Source organism: Sediminimonas qiaohouensis DSM 21189, from assembly GCF_000423645.1.
GTDB classification, from domain to species: domain Bacteria; phylum Pseudomonadota; class Alphaproteobacteria; order Rhodobacterales; family Rhodobacteraceae; genus Sediminimonas; species Sediminimonas qiaohouensis.
This window is the reverse complement of record NZ_AUIJ01000033.1, coordinates 15,360-29,220: the sequence shown is the minus strand read 5'-3', so window position 1 is coordinate 29,220 and position 13,861 is coordinate 15,360. Positions and strand designations below refer to the sequence as shown.

Here is a 13,861-nt window from a genome sequence, read left to right as displayed (position 1 = left end):
CGGTCACCTGTCTGACGAAGGATAAGGAGGCGTTGCTCACCTTTTACGCCTTCCCGGCCGACCACTGGGATCACCTGCGCACGGGCAACCCGATCGAAAGCGTGTTCGCCACCGTTCGGCACCGGACCGTGCGAACCAAGGGGGCGCTGTCGCAGAAAACCGCAAAGCTGATGGTATTCAAGCTCGTTCAGGCCGCCGCGAAAACATGGCGCCGCCTGAAGGGGGCGAACCAGTTGCCTTTGGTCATCGAAGGCGTCACATTCACCGACGGTGTCGCTGAAAACGACACCGAAAACCGCGCCGCTTGATCAGGCCCCGTCACCCAAAATCCCGCATAGCTCCGCTATAACCGCACGGTCAGGCACGAATGGCTGGACCTCTACATTTTCGAAAGCCTCAAGGAGGTGCAGCAGATTGCCACCGAATGGCTCTGGTCCTACAACAACGAGCGTCCCAATATGGGCAACGGCGGGATGACCCCCGCACAGAAACTGAAGATGGCTGCGTAAATTCTACGACCAAGCCCCCGCAAAAATGGGGGGATTACCGGGGCCGTCAAGGTTCTGGGCGAGAGCAATGTAAAGGTGGTGGGTGTCCGCGATGGAGATCAGCCCGAGATCGTAGCAGAGAAGCTGCGCAGCCTTCCCGGGAACTGCGCCCCCGAAAAACTTGTTTTCCAGTCTGATCAGGGGAGGCAGCGGCTAAACGATAATTATCAATTCGATCTTGACCAGCTTCTGGCGGCCCACCCGGAGACGGACCATCATAAATACGCGGCCGAGGCGGCAAAGGTGACTGGTACGTCCAGAGAGGTTATCGAAGCTGATTGCATTCGGGCATTCTTGCAGGCGCAGCCGGACGGGTGGGCCGATGATCTATTGGCTTGGATCGAGGCTGAAGCATAGTGGCATTGTCTAAGGATGACAGTATGATCGCTTTGTGTGACCTGCCTGCTTACTCCGCGAATTCAAAGGTCAATTGTTCAACAGCTTTCGCGGACTGATAGCGCCATATACTCGCATCAAATTCACGCCGAGAGACAGACAATAAATCTGCTGCAAAGCTAAAAACATCCCGCAGATATTCATAGCTGCCGTTTTCCAATCCGGCGAACTCAGCAAAGCCCCGGATGTGGCGATCTACGGCGATGCAATCCGCGCCTACGAGGCAGGCCATATAGTCCACGGTCTTCGGACCGACACCCCTCAAGCGCTGGATATTCGATCGAAAGTTGTCGTCCCGAAGAGCTTCCCCCAGTTCAAACGTATTTTCGATTTCCGCATCTGCCACAAACGCAACCAAGCTATCAAAGCGAGATATCTTTTCGCCATGCTCCCATTGCAGGAACTTTGGACTTCCCTCCGTCTCGATAACCTCGATCAAGACGTTGACAGTCGAGGCATGCGGGAACGTCCTAAGAATAGATGCGATGCGGGGCTTGACCACCCTTGCGTAGTTTAGTCCCGCTTGCAGAACAGAATCGGCGAGGACTGCGCCCATGTGATGGTACACTGGCCGGTACGAGACTCGCGAAGTTAACAATCCTTCTCGCAGGACGTGGTCCGCGACACACCGTGCGGCATACAGGGCATCTGAGTAGTTCAGTTGTTGTTGCATCTGCGCCCCCCCCCGATCAAACGATGTCTGCCTTTACCAAGGCTTGGAGCCTCTCTACGCAGTTGGGACAGGCCCCGCAAGGAAACGAACTTGACACCTGACAGGAGAAAGTGCGGCCGATTGGCACGCCAAGCTCCAGGGCTTGTCGGACGACCTCCGCTTTGGTCTTCTCTCGGAACGGCGCATGGAAGCGCACCGAGCCAACCCCTTCGGAAAGTTCTTCGAGGCCATTCATGAAGGTACTGCTGCAATCGATTTCTTTGGCGTGATTGCTGTTGATGAAGCCGGAGTACACGTTCAGCACCTTGAGTGTCTGGGCCCGGGCTGCCGCTACTGCGAAGAAGAGAAGCGTCCGGTAGGGAATGTAGAGGTCATCATCCGAGACAGCCTCACGCCACAAGTCGGCTTCCACAATCATCCGCGATGTGGAACCTTTGAATATGTCCGATATATCCAATCGCTCCGGCTGCATTGCCTCCTTCGGCAGAACCTCATTGACCTTGGCCCATTCTGTCTCGGCGCAGTGCTGCCCGTAATCGAAAAAGATGGGTTGAACTTCAACTCCCTGACTGGTCAGTAGATAGCAGACGGTTGTTGAATCGAGGCCGCCCGATGCTATGACAATCGCCTGCTTCATTGGCGCACAGCCCTGAGCTTAGACATAGCCTCGAAGAGACCGTTAAGGCAGGTATCGAGCTTGTATGAATAGACAGCACTGCCTGCCATCACCATGGTGTTGGCGTTCTCGTTGAGCGGGTCATAGGTGATGACAGGTTTCTTTGCAGCCAGAGCCATTCCGACTTCCACGAGCGTGCCTGGATCGCGCCCAAGCGGAATGGCAAAGACCAGTGCGCATTCCTCCAGCAGGCCAACATCATCCATGTAAGTTGCGCGCATTTCGTGCATCGGGCTTTGAGGGGTAAGCTCACCGTTCTCCTGCACTGGGCGACGGACTCGGAAGTTGTGGTAGGCGAGCGAACCAAGTGCCTCTTCGATGTGTTTCCGATCGATGTAAGAAAAATCGGGAGCGGCGAAGTATATCTGGAATTCTGGCCGCGCGTGCCATGGCAGCATGGTGCCACCGAGGTCGCGCATTTCATCAACAGTGACCTTGAAACTCCGCTGCGCATCTCTTTTGAAGTCATCGGGGTAAGTGGTCTGAGCATAGAACGTCGCAGCGCGCGCCGCTTTCCATGCGGCATCAAATACACCTCCATCCAGCAAGTAGACAAATACAGCCGAGTATACATCACCAACGCCGACCGAGTTGACAGTTTCACCAAGAAGCGCCGGAACCTCCTCCATGCCATCTGCGTGAAGGTCTAACACGCGGCTGCCTCCACGATTTTCTTTCAGCAAGATAGCTTGAGGCGACAGATCCCGCAGATCATCCAGCAGATCGCGCACTTCGCTTGACGCCCTCTCCAGGAACATCGGGGACGACGTGGATGTGATAACAGCGGCCACGTTGCACTTGTAGGATTCAAGCAGTGCAAGGTCAGGTAGATCATAGGCTATGTCAAAACTCGCCTGTATATCGTCGGCAAGCAGGTTCCTAACGACAGCAAGATCGTATTTGCCGGGGAAGATAAGACAACTTTTGTAGGCCTTGAGCCCCGCAGTATCACTGCAGAATTCTAAAAACTTCTCATCTCTCAGAATGTCCTGATAAGCTTGATCAGCCAGTTCGGTAGGGTCACCAATTGCAATGACGTTCGGCGCGCCCGTTACCTTGGCGAGCCAGATGAATTCGCCGCAACCGATGCTTTGGAGATAAGCGCGTGCTTGGTCGACCAGATAACTGGGACATACGGCTGCAACGGCATATCTCGCGTCTATTGCCCAAAGGCCACGCGCTGCGTGAACGATGCCGCCGAGCCGGAGCTTAGCGTCCGCACCTGCCTTTGGCGGCGTGAAATCTATGAAGACTTCGCCGACCAGCAGGAGATCTTGATCAACGCTCATGGCCGACGCGGTGCAAAATCCACACTTATCGAAGCGACCGGTGCTAGTGCCGAGGCATTGACACGCCCTTCATAGGTGAAGCCAGCAGCCATGCAGTCGGCCAGGTAGTTGAGCTCCGTCGGTAGCGCCCCAACGGTTTGCCCGCCCGCATCGACGGCGAAAAGCCTGCCGCGCTGCTCGACGGATAACGCCGTGTTGACCGGAGGCACGCCTCCGCTCGCAGAAAAGTAGTCACAATGCTCGACCTCTTCGAGGGTGCAGGAAAAAGCCCGTGCGCAGCGGTCGTCCCCACTCGCGCCGCCCCCCTGGCCACCACCTCTTGGGCGCGAGCCAGGGTAATCGGAAAAGCTTCCAGAACCAGTGCTGCCCATTGCATCCCTCAAATCAATATTTTGTGATTTAGCGATGTTCTCTCAGTTGAATTGGTGTTGCAAGAGGTTAATTGCGCTCCTCACGAACGAATAGATTGGCGGAACGCTACGCGCCAAGAGTTGGGGTGAAGTCTTACAAATTTGGGCCCCAGTGGAATTCATTGAAGTCTTAGGCGAATGATCCTTCCTCGCTGAGTATTAGGCGTCAACGGCCGCTTTCCAGAATATGAACCTTAACATCCCGCACCGCGGCGAAGGTCGGCTCTCCTGAAGGTTTTTCGATGTGGGCCGCGGCACGACGGTGGCGACCATGAGGTGGCGGCCCACGTTGACAAACCTCGGAAGGAGGAAGCCGCGGGGGTCTTGTATCGTCCTATGGGGAAAGTGCACTGGTGGTTGGGGTGACGGCTGCGTCAGGGGTTCGGCTGAAGGGGCGCATGGCGCCTGCGACGGGGACAAACGCGCTTGATGATCCCGGAAACGCTGAGCGATTTGGCGTGATAGCTATCGTGTTTCGCGCCGAAGGAGGACGGGCGCAGCCTGTCGTGACCGGGTCTACGGTGGGCAGCCGGTGGTGGACTATGGCATCTGGCAGGCGATATGTCATGCGGCCTGCTCCCTGGGAGGTGCGCGCGACATCGGTTTTTGTCCGCGCCGGAAGACCTCGATGATGCGCATTGGTCCACCGCAACAGGGGCATGGAAGCAGGACTGTGTCCGTTGGCAGCGCCGTGATCTTTCGGCACGGCGATACGTCTACATCTGGGCCGACGGCGTCTACACCGGACGGCCGATGGCGAATGTTTACACGCGAAGAGCTCTTGCAGCGGGATAAGGCCAGCCTTGACTTATTCTGGCTGCGTGATGCCTCGATGACCGATCTCGCAAATCTTCCCGACCCTGAGGTGCTGGCCGAGGAAATAATGGAAAACCTTCGCTCGGCGCTCCGTAGCTTCGAGGTTGTTGGAAACGCTTGAACATTTGCCATCTAACAGGCTGCTTCTGTGGTTGCCGCCCGTAGTGCAAGAAATTTCTGACCGTTCGAGCATGTGATCGAGTGCGAAGTTCTGTCAGGCCTCAGTATAAGGCATTTTCAGAAACCGCGGGCCGGGATGGTGATTGTGCGTTTTCAGATAATTTGGGACATCAGAGCGTGCTTTCGTTTGGAGGCTCTGGCTCATCCTTGATTGAGTTTATGCGTTTTCAGTTTGGTGGCGCAAGCGCCGCTTGATCATGGTTTTTCGTTTGATCTCCTCTCGCTGTTTCAGGATTTGCTCAGCGCGTCCGAAGTAGACATCGGCTGGTGTCAGGTTCCCAAGGCTCTCGTGGTAGCGTTGGTTGTTGTAGTATTCGACGAAGGCGCCGATCTGGCGCTCGAGATCTCCGGGCAGGAAGTAATGCTCGAGCAAAACCCGGTTCTTCATGGTCTGGTGCCAGCGCTCGATCTTGCCCTGGGTCTGCGGGTGGTATGGCGCGCCGCGGACATGATCCATGCCCTTTTCGTCGAGGTAATCCGCCAGGTCCCCCGCAATGTAAGACGCCCCATTGTCGCTGAGCAGCCTGGGCTTGGCGACAACGGTCGCGCAGTCACATCCTGAAGCCTCCAGCGCCAGATCGAGCGTGGCGGTCACGTCCTCAGCCTTCATCGTCGTGCAAAGCTTCCAGGAGATGATGTAGCGGCTGTAATCGTCCAGGATGGTGCTGAGATAGAACCAGCCCCAGCCCAGGACCTTCAGATAGGTGAAGTCGGTCTGCCAAAGCTCGTTGGGGCGCGTGGTTTTATCCCGGAACTCATTGGCTGCCTTCATCACGATATGCGCCGGTGCCGTGACCAGGTCTTCCGCTTTCAGGATGCGGTAAACCGATGATTCAGAGACAAAATACTGCTTCTCATCGGTGTATTTCACCGCCAGTTCACGGGCCGTCAGATTCTCATGCTCGAGTGCGAACTCGATAATGTCCGCCCGGGTCTCATCCGGAAGCCGCGCGGACCACCAACGCCATCGAGCGGCTGAACGAGGAGTGTCGCCGCCGGATCAAGACCCGGACCGTGCTGCCCTGCGCGGAAACGGTGCCGATGCAGCTCTGGGCTCTTCTGGCCTCGGGGCAGATCCAGATGCGCAAGGTCGACGGCTGGGAAACCCTTTCTCAGCCCCTCGAGCCGATGCCCCTTGACCTCGCGGCTTGAGAAAACGAACCTTCACACGCTCGGAGCTGGCAGCTTGGGAATTTCCACCATATTCGAGACACGACCCTTGCTGTCTGTGAAACCCACAGCACGCCAATATTTATTTTTTCGGAACCATTCCGGATAGCCTGCTCCCTACTTCTCCACTTTTTTGGTCTTTGTAGAGTGTTGTCCACGAAGGCTGGTTTTGAGCACCTTTCCATAACTGTTCTTGGGTAATTCAGGCACAAAAACATAGCGTTTGGGTTTTTTGAAAGAGGCGATCTGGGACTTACACCAGTCATCGAGGTGGTCCGTCGCAACTCCGCCGCCCTTTGGCACGATGAACGCCACAACCTCCTCACCCCATTCAGGGTGCGGGCAGCCGATGACGGAAATCTCGAACACCTCCGGATGGGTCAGCAGCGCCTCTTCCACTTCGCGCGGGTAGATGTTGGTGCCGCCCGAGATGATGACGTCCTTGCTGCGGTCGGTCAGGGTCAGGAAACCATCGGCATCGAACCGGCCAAGATCGCCGGTTTTCAGCCACCCATCGACGATCGCGGCCGCCGTCGCCTCGGGATTGCGCCAATACCCGGCCATAACGGTTCCACCCCTGACGACCACCTCGCCAACCTCCCCGGTCGCAACCTCGCGCATCTGCGCGTCCACGACGCGCACCTCTACACAGGATTGCGCGATTCCGACAGAGGCACGTCGGCTGGCCGCGTTCGGGTGATCGTTCGCGCCGACCATGTGGCGGCTCATCGCGGTGATGGTCATCGGGCTCTCGCCCTGACCGTAGATCTGGGCGAACTTCGGCCCAAACACCCGCAAGGCCTCGTCCAGATCCGCAACATACATCGGCCCGCCACCGTAGATGATGGTGCGGATCCCCTCTCCGTCATAGCCGGTCTGCAGCGCATGGCTGACAAGCCGTTTCACCATCGTCGGCGCTGCGAAGAACACGAGGTCACCCAAGGCCTCGCCCAGGGCCTGTATCTCAGCCGGATCGAAGCCGCGGGACTCGGGAATCACATGGCAGGCGCCGGCACGGACGAACTGGAAGTTGTAGAGACCGGCCCCGTGCGACATCGGCGCGGCATAAAGCGAATGATCACGCGGCAAAACCGAGTCCACATCGAGGGCATAGGTGGTGGCCATCATTCGCAGGTTGCGGTGAGTCAGGATGACGCCCTTCGGGCGCCCCGTCGTGCCAGAGGTATAGAACAGCCAAGCCAAATCGCCGTCCTCCGCCGAAACGGGGGCGCGGTACTCCTCGGGCCGTGCGGCGGCGATGGCCTGTGCCAGCGCCCCGCTGATTGCAATCTCGCGGCAGGTTGCGGGCAAATCGCCGACCTTAAAGACCCCACCGATCTCGGTGATGACCAGTTTCGCCTTGGCGTTCTGGATGATCCAACCAGCCTCGAGCGGGTGAAGCTTGTGGTTTATCGGCACGACCGATGCCCCGACCCAGAGAATCCCGAAAAGCGCCTCAAGGTATTCCGGACAGTTCTTGGCAAAGATGACGACGCGGTCGCCCTTGCCGATCCCGTGCTGCCCGCTCAGCCAAGCGCCAATGGCCCAGCTGTGGAGCGAAAATTCGGCATAGGTGGCGTGCAGCCTGATGCCGGACCGGAGGGCGGGCGCGTCTGGCCACACAAGGCCGGTCTGATGAAGCCATTTCGCAAGGTTCATGACGCTTAGACCCTCTGCGTTTCCAAAATCGAGACATAGTTGGCCACCGCCGAACCGCCCATGTTGAACACCAGCCCCATACTGGCATCGGCTTTTTGCGTTCCGCCAGCTTGCCCGGTCAGCTGCCGGTAGGACATCGCGTGCATCGAAACACCCGTCGCGCCGACCGGATGTCCCTTGGCCTTGAGGCCGCCCGACAGGTTCACCGGCAGAGTGCCATCCCGATAGACGATGCCCTCCTCCAGCGCCCGGCTGCCTTGGCCCTTGGGCGTCAGTCCCATCGCCTCGTAGGTCAGCAGCTCGGCAATGGTGAAACAGTCATGCACCTCGGCAAACTGCAGGTCGCCAAGCGATACCCGGGCTTCATCATAGGCCATGTGTAACGCCCGTTCCGGCCCCTCGAAGGCAAGGAAATCCCGCGTGGACATCGGAAGAAAGTCGCTGACATGAACCGCGGCCCGGAAGCGGGCGACCTTGGCAAACCCTGCAGCATTCTCCTCGGTGGTTAGAACAACCGCAGCAGCGCCATCCGTCACCAGCGAGCAGTCGGTCAGGCGCAGCGGCGGCGCGATTTCGGGGTTTTTTTTGGTGATCTGGCTGGCCTCTTCCAAGGTGAAACGGCGCTGCATGTGGGCAAGCGGGTTGTGCATGGCGTTGTCATGGTTTTTGACCGTGATCCGCGCCATTGCATCCAGAGGACTGCCATAGCAGTCGGTATACTTGCGCGCGGCAAGGCCGAAAACCTGCGGAAAGCTCAGGTTGCGCTCGGCACCGTCGTTTTGGTATCCGGCGCCCGCCAGCGCGGTGGTCACATCCTCGGTTGCGCGATGCGTCATCTTTTCGACGCCCACGACCAATACGGTCCGAGCCCGCCCGGCCTTGAGGTTGTTGATCCCCGCGTGGATGGCGGCCGATCCCGAGGCGCAAGCATTCTCGATGCGCGTGGCCGGAGCAAAGCGCAACTCCGGATAAGCCTGATGAATCAAAGACGAGGCGAAACCATCTGCGACCAAACCAGAGTTGAAATGGCCAAGAAAGACCGCGTCGATATCCTTCGGCGCGATGCCGGCCTCTTCGACCGCCTCTCGCGTGGCTGCGACGATCAAATGTTCAAGGCTCTTGTCCAGCCGCCCGAACTTCGTATGGCCTGAGCCGATGATGCAGATGTTTCCGGTCATGCGTTTTTTTCCTCGCCATCCGTTCGACTGCGTCCTGACATCAGGCGCAACGGTATGTAGATGATGACGGTGTCGCCTCGTTGGTTGACGATGCAGTTCCTCGTGCGCACCAACCCGCGATTGTCCTTTTTCGCGGCGCGCACTTCGATCACCTCAATCTCGACATGGATTGTGTCGCCCTGCATCACCGGCCCTTCGACATTCAGTTCCATGTGAAGAAACGCCAGCCCGGTCCCCTGCCCGGTCGCATTGAGCGTCAGACCTTCCGCAAGGGCATAAACAAGCGCCGCCGGCGCCGGGCGCCCGGCAATCGCCGAATGCGCGGCGCGATACTCCGCATCCAGAAAAAGCGACTCCAGCATCCCGACAGATGAGACAAAATTCACTATGTCGGTTTCGGTGACCGTGCGCCCGAAGGTGCGGAAACGGTCTCCGACTTTCAACTCATCCCAGTGAAAGCCCTCGCCAATAAGTTTCATAGGTTCTTTCCTTCCATGTTGGCGTCCGCAGGCCAGGGCAGAGGCCCTGGATCACGCAGACGCGATGAATACCAGAACGGCGACACGGCGCCGACCACGCTTGCCGCCGAGAATAGAAAGGCGGCGCGGTAGTCGCCCGTCAGATCATGCAAGAAGCCAGAGACCCACGCGCCGAGTGCCGAGCCAAAGGACATAGTCATGAATATTGCTCCAAAGATCGCACCCACCTGCCCCCGGGCAAAAATGCGCGCCGACAGGGTCGAAATCACCGGCCCGCGCGCGCCCTGGCTAACTCCAAAGGCAAGCACATAGACAAGAACCAGCCCCCCCGCCGGCACGAACGAAAAGCTCAGAAGCGCAAAAACCCCGACCAGCGTTGCGGCAAATGACAGCGAGACGGTGAAGCGAAAGCCTTTCCTCGCCGCAAGCCAACCCGACGCAAGGACGCCGACGATGGACAGCATACCCGAGGCGCCGAAGGCAAAGGCCGCCTCCAGCGGAGGATAGCCCTCGTCTACAAGGAAGCTCACCGTTTGAACCACGACGCTGTATGTAGAGCAGGCCGTGAAAAAGAAGCACTGCACCAGCAGCCAGAATTCGAGCGTCTGCATCGCAGAGGCGATGGTCCACCCCTCTGCAGGAGCCCCTGACGGGGTTAGCGCGCTTGAACCGCCGGCATCGGGCGGCAGTTCGCTGCGCGCCGTCATCAGCGCTGGATCGCCTTTGGCAATCCGCTGCCAGGGCAGGATCAGCAGCACCGGCAGTAGCGCCACCAGGGCAAGCGACAGCGTCCTATAGGCCGCGCGCCAGCCATCGGCATCGATCAACCCCTGCGCCAGCGGCACGATCACCAGAATGCCAGACCCGAAGCCAGCATAGGCAAAGGCAATGGCCAGGCTCAACTTGCGGTCGAACCAGCGCCCGATCAGCGCCGCCGTCGGCACGATGCCAAGACAGGCCGCCGCAATGCCCCCGCAAACGCCGTGAAACAGGTAGACCTGCCAAATTGCGTTTGTCATCGAGGCGGCGCCCATCCCGCCGGCGAGAACAGCCAGACCAAGGCCATAGGTCCAGCGCGGCCCCCAGCGGTCCAGCGCCGTGCCCGCGAGAGGGGACATCAAACCCGACACAACAAGGTAAACTGAATAGACGCCGGTCAATGTCGAGCGCCTCCATGCGAACTCGACCTCCAGCGGCAGAATAAATACCATGTAGGTGTCAATGACGCCCCGCGCGACGAAGTTAAACAAAAAGCCCGTCGCCACGACGATACCCGCCATGACAGCAACCGAACGGCCAGATGACGCTTCAGTGAGGGCAGTATGTTTCAAAGCGGGCCTGTTCGCTGCGTTGGAGACGTCGCCCGGTCAGCGACCGGGCGACGGACCTGGGAAAGCGTATCATTCGGTCGCTTCGCCAGCTTGCTGTTCCAGTGCCTCACGGAATGCGGTCAGGATTTCGGTGCCCGCGAGGCCGCGATCGTCGAGGTCGGCGGCCCAGCTCTCGCCGATACCGGCAAGGTCTGCCTCGATCTTCTCTTTGTCGGCGTTGGGAAGCGACACGAAGGTCACTCCCTCGTTGGCCATCTTCTGCTTGTCTTCGAGGTTGAGATCCTCCGCGACGGCACAGGCCGAGGGGATGGCTTCTTCTGCCGCATCGGTCATCGCGTTCTGAACCTCGGGCGAAAGCTCCTGCCAGCGATCTTCACTGATGACATAGCTTGCCACGAAAGACCCAAAGTTCATGTCCTGCGTCCCCCAGCTTAGCTCCGGTGCAAGACCGTAAGGCAAGGCACTCGAATGAGGAAAAAGCACACCGTCGATTGTGCCGCGGGACAATGCGTCCCGCGTTTCTGGCGCGGGTATCGCGACGGGCGTGGCGCCAAGCAGTTCAACCGCAATTTCCTTGGTGCCACCCGTCGCGCGCAGTTTCATGCCATGGAAGGTATCGGCACCGGTGATCTCTTTGGTTGCTGTCATGACTTGGTAGGGTGGAAGCACCATGACGAACAGCATTCGCACGCCTTGCGGGGCAAGTTCAGCCTGATCGAGAACGCCGCCCGGTTTGGCGATGCTCCAGAAGGCGCTCGTCCCATCACAGGATTGTGTAAATGATTCCGGAAGTTCGCCCACGCCCGAAAGCGGCAGCTTATCAGCCAGGTAGGACACGCCAGCATAGCCGATGTCGATGACGCCGGTCTGCGCCAGCGACATCAGATCCTTCGATTTTCCCATCTGTTCGGCCGGGTAATATTCGAAGTCGATCTCGCCGTTGGTCAATTCAGTGACCCGATCCATCCAGACCTTGGTCAGATTTTCGGCGATGTAGTGGCCGACCGGAAAACTGTCGGCGACGCGCAGCGTCTCGGCCGATGCCGTCCCGGGTGTCAGCGCCGCCACGCTGCACATTGCGGCAGCGGCGAGAGGCGTTTTCATGTGAAGTCTCATTCTTTTCTCCTTAGGTTGGTTGGTCTTCTTCGGTATCGTCACATTGTTGAGGGCAGCCACAGGATCAGGGCCGGAAATGCCAACATCAAAGCGATGACGATCAGGTGCGCGACGACATGGGGCATAACCCCCCGGAACAGTTCCCCAAGCGGTCTTCGCGTGTATCGGGCCACGACGAACACGTTCATGCCCATCGGAGGCGTGACCATCCCTACCTCTGCCGTCACGACAACCATGACCCCAAACCAGACGGGGTCGTAGCCGAGTTGCAGAACGACTGGCAGCATCACGGGAACAGTCAGGATCAGGATCGCGACCTGGTCCATGAAGAAGCCAAGGATCAGGTAGCCAACCAGAATGATAATCATGATCATCGTCGCCGACATGTCGAGCGCGCCGATCCACGCACTCAGATCGTTGGTGGCGCGAGACAGTGTCAAGAAATAGCCGAAGATATGCGCGCCAAGGATGATGAAGAGGATCATGCAGCTGGTCTGTGCTGTAGACCGCAGCGCGTGCCAGAAACCCGCCAGCGTTAGCTTGCGCGACCAGAGGGCAATCAGCATGGCGACGAAGGCGCCAAGCCCAGCCGCTTCCGTTGGTGTCGCAAGGCCCGAGTAGATCGAACCACTAACCGCCAGAAGCAGCAGCACCATCGGTCCAACACGTTTGAGTGAGGCAAGCTTTTCACGCATCGAATAAGCCTGCCCAGGCGGCGCGGCCGAAGGGTCGACCTTCAGGATGGCAACCACCGTCAGGATGATCGCCAGCATGACGATCAGACCGGGGACGACGCCGCCGATCAGAAGATCACCAATCGCCACATCGGCAATGATGCCGTAAAGGATCAAGGCAATTGACGGGGGTATCAGCATCGCCAGAGTGCCTGAGATGGCCACCACGCCACCAGCCAGCTTGGGGTCGTAGCCTTCGCGCAGCATCGCCGGAATCGAGGTCGACGCGAGCGTTGCAGCAGCGGCAGTCGAAGACCCCGATATCGCGCCGAACCCGGCACCCGCGAAGGACGTCGCAATCGCAAGTCCACCGCGCAACCGACCAACCCAGATGCTGGCCGAGCGGAAGAGATCATTGGCGACGCCCGAAATGATGACGAACTCGGCCATCAGGATAAACATCGGGATGGTAATGATCTCATAGCTGTTTGCCGTGGACAAGGGCGAGGTCCGCAAGATCCCAGTCACGAACTGCATTCCCCCCAGCATATAGAGACCGGAGGCGCCGGAAATCGCCATCGCCAGTGCGACGGGCAATCCGACCACAAGAAAGAAGGTGAGGATTATTAGGACTATCAGGACGGTCATTCGCCGTGCTCCGTTTCGCTGGAGGCCGTGTTGGGGGGGGGAGGCATATTGGCGATCTCGCGCCCGGTGACGAATGAAGCCGCGTGCGCAATAGTTCGCAATCCGCAACGAAGGGCTATCAGCGCCGATCCCGCACACAACATGAAGTAGGATGGCCAGGTTGGCCAAGGCACTGTAGCGCTAATCAAGTTGTTGGCTGAGAACGCGGCACCGGTCCGATACCACGCCTGCCATGCTATCATCGCCAGCAGCGCGGTTGACAGGCCATAGCCCACCGCCAGCGAGATGTGGATAAATCGGCGCGGCAACGAATGGGTAAAGAAGTCGATCGAGATATGGCCGTGCTGGTGCAGTGTGTCCGACAGCGCGAAAAAGAATACGCAGACCATCAGGTATGACCCGATGAGGTCATAGCTCCAGCCCAAAGGGCTACGGAGAATATAGCGCATGGTGACGTCAGTGACGACGACCACCATGATCGCCGCCAGTGCAATGCCGGACAAAAAGACGAGCGCTGTTTCTGCTCGCGTGACGACGGCAGAAATACCCGTTTCGGGCCTGTCTGTCTTAAAATTCTGCATCAATTCGGGCCTCCCCTCCCGTATTTTATGTCCTCAG

The 13,861-nt window shown here is 58.6% G+C and carries 13 protein-coding genes and 3 pseudogenes; 5 read left to right on the top strand and 11 right to left on the bottom strand.

All coding sequences use genetic code 11. The annotated features are described in order from the left end of the window. From G568_RS0116190 to G568_RS20610, 3 genes and pseudogenes are all read left to right on the top strand, one after another. Nucleotides 1–308, top strand: a 308-nt coding sequence (locus tag G568_RS0116190; protein WP_026758989.1) for a transposase, incomplete at its 5' end; no start/stop codon positions are given. Nucleotides 309–341: 33 nt separating this feature from the next. Continuing rightward, nucleotides 342–509, top strand: a pseudogene (locus tag G568_RS20020) (integrase core domain-containing protein); the annotation flags it as partial. Nucleotides 510–584: 75 nt separating this feature from the next. Then, nucleotides 585–905 carry a hypothetical protein gene (locus tag G568_RS20610; protein WP_026758988.1) on the top strand — a complete coding sequence of 107 codons (321 nt, stop codon included), beginning with the start codon at nt 585–587 and terminating at the stop codon, nt 903–905. Nucleotides 906–954: 49 nt separating this feature from the next. Here the strand turns inward: G568_RS20610 and G568_RS0116175 are convergent, their stop codons facing one another. The 3 genes from G568_RS0116175 to G568_RS0116165 are packed head-to-tail and all read right to left on the bottom strand — an operon-like array spanning nt 955 to nt 3,582. After that, entirely contained in the window at nt 955–1,617 is a 663-nt protein-coding gene (locus G568_RS0116175) for an HhH-GDP family DNA glycosylase (protein WP_026758987.1), read from the bottom strand. A gap of 16 nt (nt 1,618–1,633) precedes the next feature. Further along, nucleotides 1,634–2,254 (bottom strand): 7-cyano-7-deazaguanine synthase, encoded by a 621-nt coding sequence (locus G568_RS0116170; protein WP_026758986.1) that lies wholly within the window; start codon nt 2,252–2,254, stop codon nt 1,634–1,636. Next, nucleotides 2,251–3,582 (bottom strand): nucleoside 2-deoxyribosyltransferase, encoded by a 1,332-nt coding sequence (locus G568_RS0116165; protein WP_051203113.1) that lies wholly within the window; start codon nt 3,580–3,582, stop codon nt 2,251–2,253. Before G568_RS0116165 ends, G568_RS0116170 begins: the two co-directional genes overlap by 4 nt. A gap of 1,170 nt (nt 3,583–4,752) precedes the next feature. Between G568_RS0116165 and G568_RS20335 the strand changes: the two genes are divergently transcribed. After that, the gene (locus G568_RS20335; protein WP_157084436.1) at nt 4,753–4,929 is read left to right on the top strand and encodes a hypothetical protein; all 177 of its coding nucleotides are present in this window, start codon (nt 4,753–4,755) and stop codon (nt 4,927–4,929) included. 216 nt (nt 4,930–5,145) lie between these two features. Here G568_RS20335 and G568_RS19160 read toward each other — a convergent pair. Then, nucleotides 5,146–5,952: pseudogene (locus G568_RS19160) on the bottom strand (IS3 family transposase); the annotation flags it as partial. Between G568_RS19160 and G568_RS19155 the strand changes: the two are divergent. Beyond that, nucleotides 5,931–6,140: pseudogene (locus tag G568_RS19155) on the top strand (transposase); the annotation flags it as partial. The pseudogenes G568_RS19160 and G568_RS19155 overlap by 22 nt on opposite strands. A 135-nt stretch (nt 6,141–6,275) precedes the next feature. On the opposite strand, the gene G568_RS0116145 reads toward G568_RS19155, so the two are convergent. The 7 genes from G568_RS0116145 to G568_RS19775 all read right to left on the bottom strand — a co-directional run bounded on the left by G568_RS0116145 (nt 6,276) and on the right by G568_RS19775 (nt 13,824). Continuing rightward, a complete protein-coding gene (locus G568_RS0116145; RefSeq protein WP_026758984.1) occupies nt 6,276–7,817 on the bottom strand; it encodes a class I adenylate-forming enzyme family protein in 1,542 nt (513 codons plus the stop codon). Between the two features lie 5 nt (nt 7,818–7,822). Further along, nucleotides 7,823–8,995: a thiolase domain-containing protein gene (locus G568_RS0116140; protein WP_026758983.1), complete on the bottom strand. Its 1,173-nt coding sequence runs from the start codon at nt 8,993–8,995 to the stop codon at nt 7,823–7,825. After that, complete coding sequence (locus G568_RS0116135; protein ID WP_026758982.1) at nt 8,992–9,474, bottom strand: MaoC family dehydratase; 483 nt, start codon at nt 9,472–9,474, stop codon at nt 8,992–8,994. Before G568_RS0116135 ends, G568_RS0116140 begins: the two co-directional genes overlap by 4 nt. Further along, nucleotides 9,471–10,754: an MFS transporter gene (locus tag G568_RS0116130; protein ID WP_026758981.1), complete on the bottom strand. Its 1,284-nt coding sequence runs from the start codon at nt 10,752–10,754 to the stop codon at nt 9,471–9,473. Before G568_RS0116130 ends, G568_RS0116135 begins: the two co-directional genes overlap by 4 nt. 120 nt (nt 10,755–10,874) lie before the next feature. Then, on the bottom strand, nt 10,875–11,909 hold the full coding sequence (locus G568_RS19150) for a TRAP transporter substrate-binding protein (protein WP_037374330.1): 1,035 nt from the start codon (nt 11,907–11,909) through the stop codon (nt 10,875–10,877). 50 nt (nt 11,910–11,959) lie between these two features. Next, entirely contained in the window at nt 11,960–13,243 is a 1,284-nt protein-coding gene (locus G568_RS0116120; RefSeq protein WP_026758980.1) for a TRAP transporter large permease, read from the bottom strand. Beyond that, entirely contained in the window at nt 13,240–13,824 is a 585-nt protein-coding gene (locus G568_RS19775; protein ID WP_026758979.1) for a TRAP transporter small permease, read from the bottom strand. The genes G568_RS0116120 and G568_RS19775 overlap by 4 nt, the downstream gene beginning before the upstream one ends. Nucleotides 13,825–13,861 lie beyond the last annotated feature (37 nt).